The sequence below is a fragment of the Pantoea sp. ACRSB genome, from assembly GCF_022346905.1.
Classification (GTDB): Bacteria; Pseudomonadota; Gammaproteobacteria; order Enterobacterales; family Enterobacteriaceae; genus Pantoea; species Pantoea piersonii.
Genome location: NZ_JAKRNL010000004.1, coordinates 1 through 15,600 on the forward strand (window position 1 = coordinate 1; position 15,600 = coordinate 15,600).

A 15,600-nucleotide genomic window follows, 5' to 3' on the forward strand; every position below is an offset into this window, starting at 1 on the left:
CAGCATAGACCCCTTTGATTAGCACAGGTTTCGTCACTACGCTTCCTGCGCCAATCACTGCGCCGCTGCAAATTTCCGACGTCAGGATCGTTGCTCCGCTGCCAATGGATACGCCGTCCCCAACGCAGCCAGTCGCGGCCTGCGCCGCCTGGTTTCCGGCACAAAATGGCGCATCAGGAACATGATGAGTCAGGGTTAGCCGCTATCATCGCAGCCCTGATGTTGTCAGGCAGGAGAGATGGTTAGCGCTAGAGCGGTCTCAGGAGTTTCGCCGGGTTTCCAGCATAGACCCCTTTGATTAGCACAGGTTTCGTCACTACGCTTCCTGCGCCAATCACTGCGCCGCTGCAAATTTCCGACGTCAGGATCGTTGCTCCGCTGCCAATGGATACGCCGTCCCCCAGGACGATCGTTATCCAGCCGTCCGGAGAGGGATCGGGAGCGCCTTTTTTAAAAAGATCGTTTGCGAACATTACGCCATGCCCGATAAAGCAATCGCTGCCCATCCTGACGTTTTCACAGATAAAGGTGTGTGACTGAATACGGGTTCGGCTGCCGATAATGCATCCTTTCTGTATCTCGACAAAGGGACCGATAAAAACGTCGTCACCCAGTTCGCAGCCATAAATATTGACTGGCGTGACAACCTTAACGTTGTTTCCTTCTTTTACATCATGAATGCCGCTTTCCATCATCTGCATGTCGATCTGGCCTTGAAAGAATAAGTTAACAACAGTTAATCAGGCCTGATTAAAAAGTAAAATGCGCGGCGCGGCTTTGTACTTCGAAATCAGGTTTTATAATTTCATCCCTCTTTACGCGGCCCCAGAAAGAACAAAAAACCAGCGGCAGCCGTCGTCATCACTCACTTGCGTTTTCTAATTAAAAACAGACGCCCGCTCAGACAAGATTCTGGCTTTTCAGGTAGGCTGCAAATCGATGCTTGAGCCGACGCGTCTGGAAAGTGATTTCAGTCCAGACGTATAACGGCGACTTGATGAAAATCTCACGCTCTTCAACACGGAGCTGCGCGTATTTTTCATAGTGGATACAGCTGTCATAAAACCAGAAATATTCGTCCCGGCTTAAAAGCGCGCGGCAGTGCTTACAGTAAGCTCCCATAAATTCCTTATTGTCTGATGCGTTCGCCTGCGGCCGGCAAAGCGATTGTCGCCTGAATGTCTCACTGCGTCTCTATTGCAGGCTGTTGCGCACTCTGTAAATAACTGGCGCGCCTCTGTCCCGACATATTCTGCAGTCTGGCCTGTCGCTCCAAATTACGGGCAGAGCCGTATTAGTAGCAATGCGAATTATTCTCAAATATTCGTTCCTGCGGTCACAGGCATCGCTTTTTACCATTTTGCCGGAAATAAAAAACCCGGCCACGCAGGGCCGGGTTTGCGTCTCACTGAAATCACAAATCAGATGAAAGTGAAAATATCTTCCTGCGGCAGACGGGATTTCGGCAGCGCGGCGTTGAAATCCTGCTCGCTGCGGTATCCCAGCGATACCAGCACCACGCTGGTCAGCCCTTTTTCACGCAGGCCAAGCGCCTCATCCAGCACAGCGGTATCGAACCCTTCCATTGGCGTGGCGTCAATCTCCAGTAGAGCCGCGCTCAGCAACAGACCGCCCAGCGCCAGATAGACCTGTTTTTCCATCCACTGCGGCAGATCGCGCTGAACGTAGCGATGCATATCAACATAGCCGCGACGGCTTTTATCCTGTCCCGCTTTTGCCGCTGCATCGCGGAAACGCCCGTCTTTCTCTTCCTGCTCCAGTACGGTTTGCAGGTGGCTTTCATCCAGATCGGCTCGCATACAGAGCGCGATAACGTGCGAGGCGTGCAGCACTTTTGGCTGGTTATAGATAAACGCGCCGGCAGTGGAGCGGGCCATCGCCTCGCGCCCCTCAGCGGTGGAGGCGACCACGAAATGCCAGGGCTGCGAATTGACCGACGAAGGCGTATTGCGCAGCACATTAAGCAGCGTTTCGATCTGCGCGTCCGGCAGCGAACGAGATTCGTCAAAAGCTTTTACGGTATGGCGTTTCGCCACGGCTTCAAGAAGCGTCATTACTCTTTCCTTAATCAGGGTTATTCGCGGTCAGGTTAAAACCCTTCCAGTACAATTTTGCCGCGCGCCCGGTTGCTCTCAATGAGCGCATGAGCGCGACGCAGATTTTCTGCATTGATGGTGCCGTAGTGTTCGCCTTTCGTGGTGCGCAGCGTGCCGTCGTCGATCAGGCGGCGCACGTTTTCCAGAATCTCATTCTGGCGCGCCATATCCGGCGTCTGGAACAGCGAACGGGTAAACATCAGCTCCCAGTGCAGCGAAATGGCTTTACGCTTCAGCGGCATCGCGTCAAGCGTTTCAGGATCGTCAATGACCGCCAGGCGGCCCTGCGGTGCCAGCACTTCCACAATCTGCTGATAGTGTTTGTCGGTATGAGTCAGGCTGGCGACGTAGCGTACGCTTTCGACGCCGATTTCGCGCAGCCCTTCCGTCAGCGGACGGCTATGATCGATAACGTCATGCGCGCCAAGTCCGCGCACCCAGTCGGCGGTTTCCGGACGTGAAGCGGTTGCGATAACGCGCAGGCCGGTCAGCTTGCTTGCCAGCTGCGTCAGAATCGAGCCAACGCCACCGCCCGCGCCGATAATTAACAGCGCCTCGTCCTCATTCTCTTTGACTTCGAGACGATCGAACAACAGTTCCCAGGCGGTTAGCGAGGTCAGCGGCAGCGCTGCGGCATCCGCATTGCTCAGCGAAGCAGGCTTATGTCCAGCGATACGCTCATCGACCAGGCCATATTCGGCATAGGAGCCGGGCCGGTCAATGGCGCCGGCATAGTAGACTTCGTCGCCGGGCTTAAACAGCGTCACGCTGTCGCCAACTGCTTCTACCGTCCCAACCGCATCCCAGCCCAGAATGCGCGGCTGCGTTGTTGGCGCGCCGTTACGGACTTTGGTATCGACCGGATTAACGGCAATCGCGGCGATTTTCACCAGCAGATCGTGCGCGCCCGGCTGGGGCTGCGGCAGTGCGGTGTCGTAGAGCGATTGCGGATCGGCGATCGGCAATCCATTCTGGCTATAGACGATAGCTTTCATCTCTTTTCCTTTTATCAGTAAGGGATTTCACTGGTGCTTGATAACAGAATAGGACGCCTGCGCGGTGAGAAAAACCCGCCAGCGGCAGTAGCACTTTCACTGCTGGAGTGAAAATCCCCCTGGATTGAGGCTTCTGGCATAGAGAATCTTTATTGGATAGCCAAACGGCCCGGCTAAAGCGAACAAATATCAGGCAAACGCGCCGTTATGGATGTACAGACGTCTAGATGTAGATTATAGTCCCTCACCTACAAGAAAAGGGATCTGGCTTATGAACAAAAAAGTGCTTTCTATTCTGCTGGCCGCGTCAGTCACGCTGCTCAGCGCCTGTAATAAAGATGACGACAGCAAAATCAAAGTAGCTATCAATACCGGCCCGGACCAGACGTTATGGGACACCGTAAAACAGGTGGCGCATGATAAATACCATCTGGATGTCGATGTCGTGGCATTCAACGACTATGTGCAGCCCAATGAAGCGCTGTTCAATAAAGATGTTGATGCAAACGCCTTCCAGAGCCTGCCTTATCTGGAAATGCAGTCGAAAGAACGCGGCTACCACTTTGCGGTCATTACCAATACCTTCGTCTTCCCGATTGCGGGCTATTCACGCAAGATTAAATCGCTGGATGCGCTGCCGGACGGGACGACTATTACCATTTCTAACGAAGCGACCACGCTGGGCCGCAGCCTGCTGCTGTTACAGGCGCAAGGTCTGATTAAGGTGAAACCGGAAGCGGGCCTGCTGCCGACCACGCTGGATATTACCGATAACCCGAAAAAACTGAAGTTTGTTGAGGTCGATACCCCGCAGCTGGCGCGTACCCTCGACGATCCACAGGTTTACGTCTCTATCATCAATAATAATTTCGCCGCGCTGGCTAACCTGTCCGCCTCGCGCGACGGCATGTTTATGGAAGGCAAAGCGTCGCCTTACGTAAATGCCATCGTGGCACGCGAAGATAATAAAGACAGCCCCAATATCCAGAAGCTGAAAGAGGCGTTCCGCTCGCAGGAAGTGCTGGATAAAGCCAACGAAATTTATAAAGGCGATATTATTAAAGGCTGGTAATTCTCTACTTACGCCCTCGCCTCCGTACACCTGACTGGTTGCGGGGGCGGTTCAGGGGGCGCTTCCTTTCGCATTTTGCGCTGCCTGATTCATTCATGACAAAAACAGCCAGAATGTAATCAAATGAAAATATCCTCATTAAACCTTCAGTAAGTTATCAGTCATTATTTCCATAACATCTCATTAGCAACTAAAGCTAAAACGCATAACATTTCCTGGCATTTATTACTGTTGTCATAACCGATAATAAATCTGATAACCGTACATTGAACCCTGAAGGAGCTGCTAATGAAAGAATTAGTGCAGGATGTTTTATCTATCTTTTCTCCGCAGAGCGTAAACCCCGTGTTGATTCGTTCGAACTTGTCTCAGCATGAAATTGCCTCCGTTCAACCTTTTGCCGTCACCTCTGTAAGCTGGGTGACATCAATGGATGAGCTTAATGCGGCTGTTGCTCGCAAAGCGCACGAGGCTGGCGCGGTTGGATATCATATTACGGATATTGAGTCGCACAAATCAGGCAGCGACGACCAGCCTCTGCTGGCTGCGAAAGCAACGCTTTATAACATCCCCGATGAGAACGGTAACGATCAGCTGACGGCGGGCTTTATCTTGTAATTAATACCGGGCCAGCGCTGGCTGCATAAGGCCGCGCTGGCCTGGGCCTGAACGTAACCGGTCTGGCATTGACGCCTGACAAGCTTTTGCAAACGACTCCGATGCTGGAAAGTGTTATCACTTTTAAGTATGTTGTAACTATAGGCATTTCCTCTCAGTTTGAGCCTGCTGGAGATAGCAACAGAATAAACTTTGTTATAAATCAATAGTGGAAATTACTGCTGTTGAAACTGGCATAGCCAGATGCTATAACTGCGCCATGTTTATTACTGGAGCACAATCCGTCCACCGATGAGAAGCAATAGCGTGGATGTCTTGTTTAAATTATGCGCGTAGCATTTGTTCACTCTTCCCTTTTTTCTTGCTCTCTTCCTGTCTGGAATATCGACGATCGTCACTGGCGTAGCGCCCTGTAGCCCCCTGCTCGTTTCCGTTTACCAAAAATAACGTGCGCCTGTATGGCGCAGGTCGGTTAATAGTTGCGACAGGAGTCAGTTATGTTTCCATGGGTTTTATTATTACTCGCCATTTTTAGCGAAATCATCGGCACGCTGGCGATGAAGTGGTCCAGCGTTGATGAGAGCGGCACCGGTTATTTGATCATGCTGGTGATGATCGCCTGTTCCTATATTTTCCTGAGTTTCGCTGTTAAAAAGATCGCGCTCGGCGTCGCCTACGCATTGTGGGAAGGCATCGGAATTGTATTGATTACCATATTTAGCGTGCAGATGTTCGATGAACCGCTGTCGCTGATGAAAATCGCCGGCCTGACGGTGTTGATCGCCGGCATTATGCTGATCAAAACCGGCACCACACAGAAAAAGGGGCAGCACCATGTCCTCAGCTGATATCACGCATATGCTCTGGCTGGCGCTGGCGATCCTGCTGGAAATAGCCGGCAATATTTTCCTGAAATATTCTGACGGCTTTAAAAAGCCTTTGCTGGGTCTCGCCTCGCTGGCATCGGTATTGCTGGCGTTCAGCGCGCTCTCTCAGGCGGTGAAAGGCATCGATCTTTCGGTAGCCTATGCGCTGTGGGGCGGCTTCGGCATTGCCGCCACCGTCGCCGCGGGCTGGGTGCTCTTTGGGCAACGCCTCAACGCCAGAGGCTGGGCGGGACTTAGCCTGCTGCTGGCAGGGATGATCCTTATCAAGCTGGCCTGATGCCCGGTAACGTCCTGCTGCTTTTTAGCAGCAGGACGAGGCAAAAACAAAAGTTGTACAGCCTTAGAAGAGTCTCAAAATACTTGACGTATGACTCTCTTGCGCCACAATACAAAGACTTAAACCGAACCATCCCCATCTGGTAGCATTTTTTGCAAAAAAGTTAACGCAAATATCTTGCATATTCTTGTACATCTTTTCTTTCGATGTACAACTTGTCATTTTTTGACTGATCATCGTTTAACTCATTTGGGGTAAAATCATGCGTCAGAGCAGCAGCCTTCTCTCTTCATCTGAAGATATCGCGCGTTATTTTCGTGAAGCCAGCCTGCCTTCCCAACAGGAGACGCTGGGTCAGATTGTTGTTGAACTTCTTCGCGCAGGCAAAAACGTCAACCGTAAAGGTATTTGCACTAAGCTGGTAAGACGACTGGAAGTAGCCTCTACGGCCGAAGAAGAGAAACATTATCAGCGTCTGATCGGTCTGCTGTTAGGCCGTTAATTCCCGATTGTCTTGACGATTTCCGTTTTTCCGGCACGGCCTTTAGATTTAAGCAGGCATTAGCTGGCTCACGCCAGCACCAGCCAGGTGCGCTGGTTCTTTCTGTAGTCAACCGCACCTCAATCCTGCCCCGCTATCAGGGGCGTGCAGCGGGACACAGAGCACATGTTATGTATAAAAGTAATGAAGAAAGATTGACCGACGTTGTTATCGGCGAGGCAACGCTCGAGCTGCTGCTGTCGGATAAAGCGGTATCCAGCCGCGCGCTGATGGAGGTTTTGCAGCGCATGGCTGAAAGCGAGGCTGATGAAGAGAGGCAGCAGGTTATTGCGCGCGCCATTCACGAGGTGCAGCAAAACCTTAACGCTCAGTCAGCGCAGTCTCGCGTCACACTGCGCGATCGCAATAACACGGAACATCACTTTAAGGGCGACGCGATTCCGGGCGACAAACGCAAACACTGACTCTTCTTTCCCGGTTTTACGCTCAGGAGTGCGCTATGAATATTGCCTGTCTTGGATGGGGTTCGCTGATATGGAAATCGGGAAGTCTTCCCGTTGCGGGCGAATGGCATCAGGATGGCCCGCTCTTTCCCATTGAGTTTTCTCGCACCAGCGATGGGGGCGAACTGGCGACCGCGATCTGCATGAACGCGCCGCCGGTGCCGGTACTCTGGGCCAGGCTGGCGACACAGGATCTGCGGCTCGCCGTTACTCAGCTGCGCGAACGCGAAGGCATCCCCGACGAACGTGTCGATGGCATTGGTATTCTTTCCGTGACGGCGGATTCACCCGGCACGCTGGCCGACTGGGCGCGTAAGCGCGAGCTGGATGCGGTTATCTGGACCGGTCTGCCGCCTAAACTGGGCAGCAAAGAGGGATTGATCCCAACGCTGCCGCAGGCGATTGATTATCTACAGCAGCTGGAAGGCGAAGAGGCAGACCATGCGCGCGCCTACATCTTGCAGGTTCCCGCGCAGATCGATACCCCTTACCGCCGCGCCATTACCGCTCGTTTCGGCTGGGATCAATAATTTTCGTCGCCAGCGCATAGTCATACAGGCGCTGGCTGGCGAGATTCTTCATCTTAACCTCGCACATAATATCGAAGGCGTTAAACGACAGCGCCCAGTCATTCAGCGTCTCATTAAAGTAGTAGTCCGAGTGGGCGCGCAGTTTGTTTTTCGCCACGCCCAGATTCTGCTGATCGGGATAGCCGCGCTCCGGTATTAATCCTTCCTGTGAAATCGAGTAGTGCAGCACCGGCCGCACGCCGCGCCAGGATTCCATAATCAAAGGGATACGGGAGTCGTCCGGCTGGATAAAAACGTTCTCTTTTACCCAGTGATGATGGATATCCAGCACGATGGGGCACAGCGCCCTCGCCTGCAACACATCGTCCAGCGAACAGGAAATCTCATCGTTTTCCACCGTCAGCATATTGCGCGCTTCCGGGCTGAGCCGGGCGAAGGCCTGGCTAAAGCCTTCAAAGCCTTTTTTGCCATTCATATGAATGTTGATTTTGAAATCCTGAAATGTTTTACCGAAGCCCATCAGGGTGGCGCACAACGCATGATACTCCACGTCCTCTATTGCCCGTTGTACAACGTCGGGGTTATCGGACGCCAGCACCGAATACTGTCCGGGATGGAAAGAGAGCCGTATGCCATGCTGACGCGCCAGCGCGCCGCAGCGTTCATACAGCGGGTAGAGGTCGGGCAAAAACTCACGGTATAACGGCGTCGCTTCGGGTACGGTATACAACGGCAACAGATCGCTGCCGATACGCATCATGCGCAAGGCCTCTGGCTGGGTAGCGAGTGTTTCCAGCAGGCCTGCAAGGTTTGTCAGGTTCAGGCGGGCAAGGTTAGCGATCAGCGCAATTTGCTCATCTCGCTGTAAACTCAAAAAGCGCGTGCGGGTTGTGCTCTTAAACGGGAAATGTTGTTTGCAGTCTGCATCCAGATACTTACACGCGAAGCCTAATTTCATATTTCCCCCTGTTAAACACAAACAGTAAGTTTAACAGTTATTTGAAAACCGGCTGGATACCAGGCGCTGCGAACAAGCCAGCCTGCGCGACAGGCGCAGGCATAGCCCTTAACCGCGTGCTTTTTTCGGCTTATTGCTGCTGTAGATAAAACAGAGCGCAATCGCCAGGCAGACAACTGCCGCCAGGCGGCTCGGTGAAAAAGCAATTGCCGCATTGCCTAACCAGCCGAAATTATCAATCAGCATGCTCATCGCGAGCTGGCCGAAGATAACCGCGACGGTGGCGACGGCTGCGCCGATGCGCTGCACCGCCAGCACCATAATCACGATATAGGGAACCCCGCAGAGCGCCCCCAGCAGCTGCCACTTCGGCACATCCAGCAGCGTGTGTGTCTGCGGCGGCGCAAAGAAGAAAATCAGCAGCGCGGTCACGACTGCGCCCAGCGCAAAGGTCAAAAAGGCGCAGCGGAATACGCCAACTTTGCCGCCGAGCTGACCGTTGATGGCCGCCTGAATGCTTAACAGCGCGCCGCCCACGACGGCTAAACAGATCATAAAAATCGTCATACTACCCTCGGGCTACCAGCGCCAGCGCGATAATAATAAACACCAGCGCAATAATGCGTTTGCCATCAATTTTGCGATGCGGCGTTCCCAACAGACCAAAGTGGTCAATCACGAGGCTTTTGAAAACCTGTCCGGCCAGAATGCCGATCATGGTCATCGCAATGCCAATCACCGGCGTCGCCAGCGTCAGGATCACCACGTAGCCGGGGCCTAAAATGCCGCCCAGCAGCTGCCAGCCCGGCTGCGCGAAAAACGACGGGCTGTTGCGCGGGCTAAAAAAGAGCATCAGTAAGAAAGTGAGTGCTGCGCCAACGCCGAAAATGCTGAACGTCGCCCAGAGATCCCCTACCTGCTGGCCGAGCGGCCCGAGCAGCCCTGCCTCTACCGACAGCCCCATCCCGCCGGCGATAACCAGTAAAATTAAAATGAGTTGCATAAACGCTTCCTTTAAATCGAAGCGCAACAGCATAGTGGAGTCGATCAAGTTGAAAAACGCTATAGTGTGGCAAACACTTTTGCAGGAAATGCATTAATGGACAGTACCGGCTCAATAGATTTGCGCGCGCTGCGCTTTTTTCTTAGCGTTTTTGATACGCAAAACTTTTCAGTGGTGGCGAGGCGTGAAGGTGTTTCCGCCTCCGTCGTCTCGCGCACCATTCTTCAGCTGGAAGACGCGCTGGGTCAGCAGCTTTTTTATCGCAATACGCGGGCGGTGATACCGACCGAAGCGGGTCGGCTGTTTGTCGATTACGCGCGCACTATTGATAATCAGTTCAGCGAAGCACGACAGGCGCTTCAGGCGCGATCGCAGGAGCCGTCCGGCCTGGTGCGCCTCAACGCGCCGGTTTTTTTCGGCCAGCGGCATATCGCACCCTGGCTGGCGCAGCTGTCGGCGCGCTATCCGTTGCTGGAAATTGAGCTGACGCTGACGGATGATTATGTCGATCCCCACCGTACCGCTACCGATCTGATCTTTCGCATCGGCCCCCTTACGGACTCCTCGTTTCACGCGCGCGTGCTGGGCAGCCAGCGTTATTATCTGGCCGCTGCGCCGGAATACCTCGCTAAACATGGCGCGATCGCCAGCCCGCAGGGATTGAGCGAGCACCACTGTCTGGTCTATCGCGGCTTCACCGGTGCGAACCGCTGGCTGTTCAGACGTCGCGATGAGCCCTGGGTACAGTATCCCGTGAAGGCGCTGCTTTCGTCGAATAACGCTGAAACCTTACTGACCGCCGCGCTGGACGGCATGGGAATGGTGCTCTTTCCCGACTGGCTGACAGGCGATCATCTGCGTCAGGGCAATTTAGTCAGGCTGCTGGAAGAGTATGAGGCTGGCATCAATCCTGTACCGCAGCAGATAGCGGCCATCTATCCCAATACCCGTCATTCCCCGCTCAACGTGCGTGCGGTTATTGATTACTTTGTTGACGTTTACGGCACGCCGCTTTACTGGCAGCGCGACGCGCCTGCTGGCGTTTAGAAGTAATAGAGGGTGACAAGCGCCATCGTCAGAAAAGTGACGGCGGCAATGCATAACGTTTTTTCAATTAAGTCAGGTTCGCTGTGCATTTAACGTCTCGTCTGCATGGCAAAAAAAACAGCCATCCTGTCCGATGGCTGTTATTTGAAGCGAAGCGGCTGTACAGCTATGTCATAAAGGGGATTTCAGACATCAGCGGCTTACCCTGATGTTATAGATAAAATGCATTCCAAATGCAACTTTACACCGCACTAATTGCACAAAAAACATAGGGTCTTTTAAATTTAAGAAAGTTCACATATTCAAAAGGTTAACAAGATTAAACATTACATTAAGAATTAAAGTAAACCAGACGGCAAAATAAAGCGAAACGGCTAGTTAATCAGGCTTTTTATTACCCGGCCACGATGCCTGAATTATTTTTTTATTTCTAAAAAAAAGCGCTAGACAATACCAGCGCGACTTCTGGTAATGTGTGCTTCACAAAATCTAAGACCGGAATTATCCATGCTGACAACCATTATCTATCGCAGCCATCTTTCAGACGACGTGCCTGTAAAAACGCTGGATAATTTAGCAACAAACGCCAATAAAATTAATGAAACCTTTGACGTCACCGGTATTCTCCTGTTTGACGGCACCCATTTTTTCCAGCTTCTGGAAGGTTCCGATGAGGCGGTACGCGCAATTTATGCCCGGATCTGCGTGGATACCCGTCACCACAATTTAGTTGAATTAATGTATGACTACTCTCCTTCGCGTCGCTTCGGCAACGTCGGCATGGAGCTTTTCGATCTGCGCAAGTATGACAAAGAGACGGTATTGCAGGCGGTACTGGATAAAGGCACCTCTAAGTACCAGCTCACCTATGACGATCGCGCCCTACAATTCCTGCGCACCTTCGTCGAGGCGCGAGAAAAAGCCAACTATTTTGAAATCCCCTCAACCGACACGCTGCATTTTGTCGTAGAGGAAGCGCTGGAAAAAGCGATTGCGCCGCCGGATGCCGCAGACTGTAGCTTCGCTTTTCAGCCGATTATCGATCCGCTGATGCAGCAGATTGTTTCGCTGGAAGCGCTTATTCGCACGCCGGACGGCAGCGCGCCTGGCGACTACTTTGCACAGTTTCCCGGCGACAAAATCTACGCCGCCGATATAAAAGCGAAAGGCGTCGCCTTCGCGCTGGCGAAAAAGCTCGATATTCAGGGCCAGACGTTATCCGTCAATCTGCTGCCTATGTCGCTGGTGATGGTGCCGAATGCGGTCGAAATTTTGCTGAATCAAATCCGAGAAAACGGGCTGGTGCCGGAGCAGGTCGTCGTAGAGGTGACGGAAAACGAGGTGATTTCGCGCCTCGATGAATTCACTATTGCCGTTAAGCAGCTTAGAGCGGCCGGCATCAGTATTGCGCTGGACGACTTCGGCGCGGGTTTTGCCGGACTTTCGCTGCTGTCGCGCTTTCAGCCGGACAAGATCAAAATCGACCGTAATCTGATCATTGACGTGCATAAGAGCGGGCCGAAACAGGCGATCGTTCATGCAATTCTAAAATGCTGCTCCTCGCTGGAGATTAGCGTTATCGCAGAAGGCGTTGAGAAGCCGGAAGAGTGGATGTGGCTGGAAGCCGCAGGCATCAGCAACTTCCAGGGGTATCTGTTCGCCAGGCCGCAGCTGAACGGCATTCCCGCGGTTGCGTGGCCAGAAATGCAGTAATGCTTTCAGGCTGGTCGCCATTCGTGCGGCCAGCCTGTTTACGTTAAATATTGTCGTTCGGCGGAATCACATTTTTCCCTAGCTTAACCACAAAACTCCCGTCAATACGTTTGATTTTCGCGCCCCGGTCACCCCAGTACATAGCGATGCCAAAAAACTCATCGGCGGAAAGCTCATAGCCGATCACGACCGCTTTGTGTTTGCCGCTGCTGAGCAGTTCATTTAGCTCATCCAGATTGCTGGCGATAGCGTATTCCATATTTCCCCCTGGCGGTTAAGTTCAACAGTGCTGCCAAAGTTTAAACATACGCTATCCCGGCAAATCCGCCATCTAAACCGCTTCGCCTCCGATGACCTCTTTGATGCGCTGCGCGATATACGCCGCATTGGTCTCCAGCGCAAAGTGGCCCGTATCCAGCAGCTCCACCTGGGCGTTGGGATTATCCCGCAGGTAAGCCTGCGCGCCGGGCGGAATAAAAAAGGGATCGTTTTTGCCCCAGATCACCAGCGTCGGCAACTGCCTCTCGCGGAAGAACTGCTGAAAATCGGGATAGCGCGTCAGGTTGCTGGCGTAATCCAGGAAGAGATCCAGCTGAATCTCTTTGTTGCCGGGACGCTCCATAAGTAACGAATCAAGCATATAGCCCTCCGGCGCGACCAGCGTCTCATCGCTGACGCCATGCAGGTATTGCCAGCGGGTTCCCGCCAGGTTCAGCACGTTATCATGGACAACCTGGCGGTTTTCCGCTGTCGGCTGCGCCCAGTAGCGACGAATCGGCTGCCAGGCATCGCCCAGCCCTTCCAGATAGGCGTTGCCGTTCTGCGAAATCAGCCCAGTGACCCGTTCAGGGCGGGCCAGCGCCAGCCTCAGCCCGCTCGGCGCGCCGTAATCAAACACGTAGAGCGCATAGCGTTCCAGTTGCAGCGCATCGACAAAAGCGGTCAGCGTCTCGCCCAGCGCATCAAAGCTGTAAACATAGTGCCGCTCATCCGGCACCTCGGTGAAACCGAAGCCAGGCAAATCGGGCGCCACCAGATGAAATTTATCGCTCAGTAAGGGAATAAGCTCGCGGAACTGATACGAAGCGCTTGGATAGCCGTGAAGCAACAGCAGCGTGGGTGGCTCAGGATTGCCCGCCTCGCGGTAGAAAACGCGCACGCCATCGGCTTCGACATAGCGGTAATGCACAGGGTATTGCGGATTGCTGATCATAAGGAACCTCTCTTAACCGTTAAAGAACAATTTTACGAGTTACGTATTTACCCTGACACAAACAGGTAACCTTTAAAAGTGTTTTATAGAAGTTACTTTTTATCTCCCGGTTAAAACCATATGACCTTTTCAAGCTCTGGACAGCTTTAAATAACCTGTTAAAATGGCATTTAGCGGTTACTGACTGAGTTGAAAGAGATGAAAGAGAAAAACAGAGAGGATTTGCCTTCGGCTCCATTGCGCATCGGCGATCACCTGGCGCTGGATTTTCTTAACACCGTGGCGCAGGTCAATGGTCAGCCGCACGATTTCTTTCAAACGGATGAAGATGTCATTCGCTGGCTGAGCGCAGCGGGATGGGCCACGGAGAGTTCTGAGCCACACCGGCACAAAGGCGCATTGCTGATGGCGGCACGTCAGCTACGCGACGCTATCCATCACGCAGTGCAGCAACGAAAAAGTGAAGAGAGGTGGCAGCCGGATGCGCTCAACCGCTTTCTGCGCAGCGCTGCCAGCCATATTGAACTGGCGCTGAGCAGCGATGGCAGCCCTGAATACCGGCGCATATACGCTGCCGCAACGCCGGAGCAGCAGCTTGGCCCCGTCGCGGAGCAGGCCGCAGACCTGCTGGTTAACGGCGATTTTTCACTGGTGCGCGAGTGCGAGCATCCCGACTGCACGCTGTGGTTTTACGATCGCACCAAAGCGCATCGCCGCCGCTGGTGCAGCATGGCGGTATGCGGCAATCGTGCCAAAGCAGCGCGTTTCCGCCAGATGAGCCAGGGCTGACGCAGGTTTCTGTCGCAGCAAGTGTTGGTCAGCTTCCCGTATTGCCCAGCGGCCAGGCGCTCAGTCCTTTTATCTCTTTAAGCACAAACATGCTCTGCATCTCTTTTATGCCCGGAAGCCGACGCACCACGCCCATGGCGAAATCGGCGTAGCTGTCGAGATCGGCGGCGACCACCTGTAGCAAAAAATCGGTATCGCCGCCGATACTGTAACAGGCCACCACATTCTCCAGCGCGCTCACCTCCTGCTCAAACTTGCGCGCCTGCGCCTCGCTGTGGCTGTCGATAATGACGCGCACAAATACCATCACGTTGAGACCGATTTTTTTACGGTTGAGTACGGCACGATAGCCCTGAATCACCTCATCGCTCTCCAGCTTGCGCACCATGCGCCAGCAGGGCGAGGCTGACATATTTACTTTTTCCGCCAGCTCCTGATTGGTTATGCGGCCTTCCTGTTGCAGCTGCGCGAGAATCTTTATTTCTGCCCTACTTAACGCCATAGCGGGTAGCCTCTGCCTATTTTCAGTGCCTGTATGAAATACTCTGCCTGAATCATTCCTTTTACCCTGGTGATTCGCAAGCACTCACCTGCAATAAACGCGCATAATTTTACCTCTTGTCTAAACGGCTTTTTTCAGAGGAACCTATGCGCTTCGATGCCGATCTTCACCGTTGCACCCTTATCATCGACAAAGACTTACCGCCTGGGCTGGCGATGAATGCCGCCAGCGTCGTTGGCATTAGTTTTGGCCGCGCCATTGATAACCTGGTCGGCGCGGCGCTGCAAAGCCAGGATGGCGTGACCTTTCCTGGCGTCATCACCGCCCCGCTGCCGGTTCTGCTGGCCTCAGGAGACTATTTACGCGAGCTGCACCAGCGCAGCGCGGCAGACGAGACGCTGTTTGCCATGCCGTTTAGCGCGCTGGCGCAGTCGTGTAAAAGTTATGACGAATATGAAGCGCGCATGCGCGACGCCGCAAGTCCGCAGATTGAACTGGTGGCGCTGGGACTGGCAGGGCCGAAAAAAGCGATTACTCGCCTTACGGGCAATCTGAAGCTCTATCGCTGAGCCGAATACTGACCGCAGCGCTATATGTGCCACGCTGGTCACTTCCTCCACGCTTTCCCTCCCCGGCGCCTCGCCGGGGCATTTCCCTTTATTCGCTTCGCTTTTTGCACCACCCGACCGCGCATAATTTTAATGCCATCACATAACGGCTATTATCGCGCCACCTTTTTGTGACATCTCACCCAACCTTGCAACATCTCACTACAGATAAAAGTCCATGAAGAGATAATGAGTTGTACTCTGTACATAACAGTTTTACACAGTAAAACAAATCACTCCCGCAAGGCTGCGCTTTGCCGGGAACG

The 15,600-nt window shown here is 53.3% G+C and carries 20 protein-coding genes; 11 read left to right on the forward strand and 9 right to left on the reverse strand.

All coding sequences use genetic code 11. The features are described from left to right. Window positions 1-248: 248 nt before the first annotated feature. From MHZ89_RS13195 to MHZ89_RS13205, 3 genes are all read right to left on the reverse strand, one after another. The gene (locus tag MHZ89_RS13195; protein ID WP_311783354.1) at window positions 249-701 is read right to left on the reverse strand and encodes an acyltransferase; all 453 of its coding nucleotides are present in this window, start codon (window positions 699-701) and stop codon (window positions 249-251) included. Window positions 702-1,421: 720 nt separating this feature from the next. Next, complete coding sequence (gene nfsB, locus MHZ89_RS13200; RefSeq protein WP_311783355.1) at window positions 1,422-2,075, reverse strand: oxygen-insensitive NAD(P)H nitroreductase; 654 nt, start codon at window positions 2,073-2,075, stop codon at window positions 1,422-1,424. Between the two features lie 35 nt (window positions 2,076-2,110). Beyond that, window positions 2,111-3,112, reverse strand: coding sequence for a zinc-binding alcohol dehydrogenase family protein (locus MHZ89_RS13205; protein ID WP_120456116.1), 1,002 nt, complete (start codon window positions 3,110-3,112; stop codon window positions 2,111-2,113). 271 nt (window positions 3,113-3,383) lie between these two features. Between MHZ89_RS13205 and MHZ89_RS13210 the strand changes: the two genes are divergently transcribed. The 7 genes from MHZ89_RS13210 (at window position 3,384) to MHZ89_RS13240 (ending at window position 7,501) form a co-directional block, all read left to right on the forward strand. Then, complete coding sequence (locus MHZ89_RS13210) at window positions 3,384-4,184, forward strand: MetQ/NlpA family lipoprotein (protein WP_311783356.1); 801 nt, start codon at window positions 3,384-3,386, stop codon at window positions 4,182-4,184. 288 nt (window positions 4,185-4,472) lie between these two features. After that, the gene (locus MHZ89_RS13215; protein WP_311783357.1) at window positions 4,473-4,802 is read left to right on the forward strand and encodes a DUF1471 domain-containing protein; all 330 of its coding nucleotides are present in this window, start codon (window positions 4,473-4,475) and stop codon (window positions 4,800-4,802) included. Between the two features lie 497 nt (window positions 4,803-5,299). Continuing rightward, the gene (gene mdtJ, locus MHZ89_RS13220; protein WP_311783358.1) at window positions 5,300-5,650 is read left to right on the forward strand and encodes a multidrug/spermidine efflux SMR transporter subunit MdtJ; all 351 of its coding nucleotides are present in this window, start codon (window positions 5,300-5,302) and stop codon (window positions 5,648-5,650) included. Then, window positions 5,637-5,966 carry a multidrug/spermidine efflux SMR transporter subunit MdtI gene (gene mdtI / locus MHZ89_RS13225; RefSeq protein WP_120456108.1) on the forward strand — a complete coding sequence of 110 codons (330 nt, stop codon included), beginning with the start codon at window positions 5,637-5,639 and terminating at the stop codon, window positions 5,964-5,966. The genes mdtJ and mdtI overlap by 14 nt, the downstream gene beginning before the upstream one ends. Before the next feature lie 262 nt (window positions 5,967-6,228). Next, on the forward strand, window positions 6,229-6,468 hold the full coding sequence (ycgZ, locus tag MHZ89_RS13230; RefSeq protein WP_033791039.1) for a regulatory protein YcgZ: 240 nt from the start codon (window positions 6,229-6,231) through the stop codon (window positions 6,466-6,468). Between the two features lie 170 nt (window positions 6,469-6,638). Next, entirely contained in the window at window positions 6,639-6,932 is a 294-nt protein-coding gene (locus tag MHZ89_RS13235) for a hypothetical protein (protein ID WP_311783359.1), read from the forward strand. 35 nt (window positions 6,933-6,967) lie between these two features. Beyond that, window positions 6,968-7,501, forward strand: coding sequence for a hypothetical protein (locus tag MHZ89_RS13240; protein WP_311783360.1), 534 nt, complete (start codon window positions 6,968-6,970; stop codon window positions 7,499-7,501). Here MHZ89_RS13240 and MHZ89_RS13245 read toward each other — a convergent pair. From MHZ89_RS13245 to MHZ89_RS13255, 3 genes are all read right to left on the reverse strand, one after another. Then, on the reverse strand, window positions 7,473-8,459 hold the full coding sequence (locus tag MHZ89_RS13245) for a UV damage endonuclease UvsE (RefSeq protein ID WP_311783361.1): 987 nt from the start codon (window positions 8,457-8,459) through the stop codon (window positions 7,473-7,475). The genes MHZ89_RS13240 and MHZ89_RS13245 overlap by 29 nt on opposite strands. 108 nt (window positions 8,460-8,567) lie before the next feature. Then, window positions 8,568-9,026, reverse strand: a complete 459-nt coding sequence (locus tag MHZ89_RS13250; RefSeq protein ID WP_120456101.1) for a DMT family transporter — start codon at window positions 9,024-9,026, stop codon at window positions 8,568-8,570. Window position 9,027: 1 nt separating this feature from the next. Next, window positions 9,028-9,462, reverse strand: a complete 435-nt coding sequence (locus tag MHZ89_RS13255; RefSeq protein WP_311783362.1) for a DMT family transporter — start codon at window positions 9,460-9,462, stop codon at window positions 9,028-9,030. Between the two features lie 96 nt (window positions 9,463-9,558). Between MHZ89_RS13255 and MHZ89_RS13260 the strand changes: the two genes are divergently transcribed. Further along, entirely contained in the window at window positions 9,559-10,509 is a 951-nt protein-coding gene (locus MHZ89_RS13260) for a LysR substrate-binding domain-containing protein (RefSeq protein WP_311783363.1), read from the forward strand. Between the two features lie 507 nt (window positions 10,510-11,016). Continuing rightward, window positions 11,017-12,222 carry a diguanylate phosphodiesterase gene (locus tag MHZ89_RS13265; protein WP_311783364.1) on the forward strand — a complete coding sequence of 402 codons (1,206 nt, stop codon included), beginning with the start codon at window positions 11,017-11,019 and terminating at the stop codon, window positions 12,220-12,222. A gap of 43 nt (window positions 12,223-12,265) precedes the next feature. On the opposite strand, the gene MHZ89_RS13270 is transcribed toward MHZ89_RS13265, so the two are convergent. Next, window positions 12,266-12,481, reverse strand: a complete 216-nt coding sequence (locus tag MHZ89_RS13270; RefSeq protein ID WP_311783365.1) for a hypothetical protein — start codon at window positions 12,479-12,481, stop codon at window positions 12,266-12,268. Window positions 12,482-12,553: 72 nt separating this feature from the next. After that, window positions 12,554-13,435, reverse strand: coding sequence for an alpha/beta hydrolase (locus tag MHZ89_RS13275; RefSeq protein ID WP_311783366.1), 882 nt, complete (start codon window positions 13,433-13,435; stop codon window positions 12,554-12,556). Window positions 13,436-13,633: 198 nt separating this feature from the next. Between MHZ89_RS13275 and MHZ89_RS13280 the strand changes: the two genes are divergently transcribed. After that, a complete protein-coding gene (locus MHZ89_RS13280; RefSeq protein WP_311783367.1) occupies window positions 13,634-14,224 on the forward strand; it encodes an ABATE domain-containing protein in 591 nt (196 codons plus the stop codon). A 28-nt stretch (window positions 14,225-14,252) separates the two neighbouring features. On the opposite strand, the gene MHZ89_RS13285 is transcribed toward MHZ89_RS13280, so the two are convergent. Beyond that, the gene (locus MHZ89_RS13285) at window positions 14,253-14,726 is read right to left on the reverse strand and encodes an Lrp/AsnC family transcriptional regulator (RefSeq protein ID WP_311783368.1); all 474 of its coding nucleotides are present in this window, start codon (window positions 14,724-14,726) and stop codon (window positions 14,253-14,255) included. Window positions 14,727-14,872: 146 nt separating this feature from the next. Here MHZ89_RS13285 and MHZ89_RS13290 point away from each other — a divergent pair, with 146 nt between their 5' ends. After that, window positions 14,873-15,295: a DUF2000 domain-containing protein gene (locus tag MHZ89_RS13290; protein WP_311783369.1), complete on the forward strand. Its 423-nt coding sequence runs from the start codon at window positions 14,873-14,875 to the stop codon at window positions 15,293-15,295. Window positions 15,296-15,600: the final 305 nt, after the last annotated feature.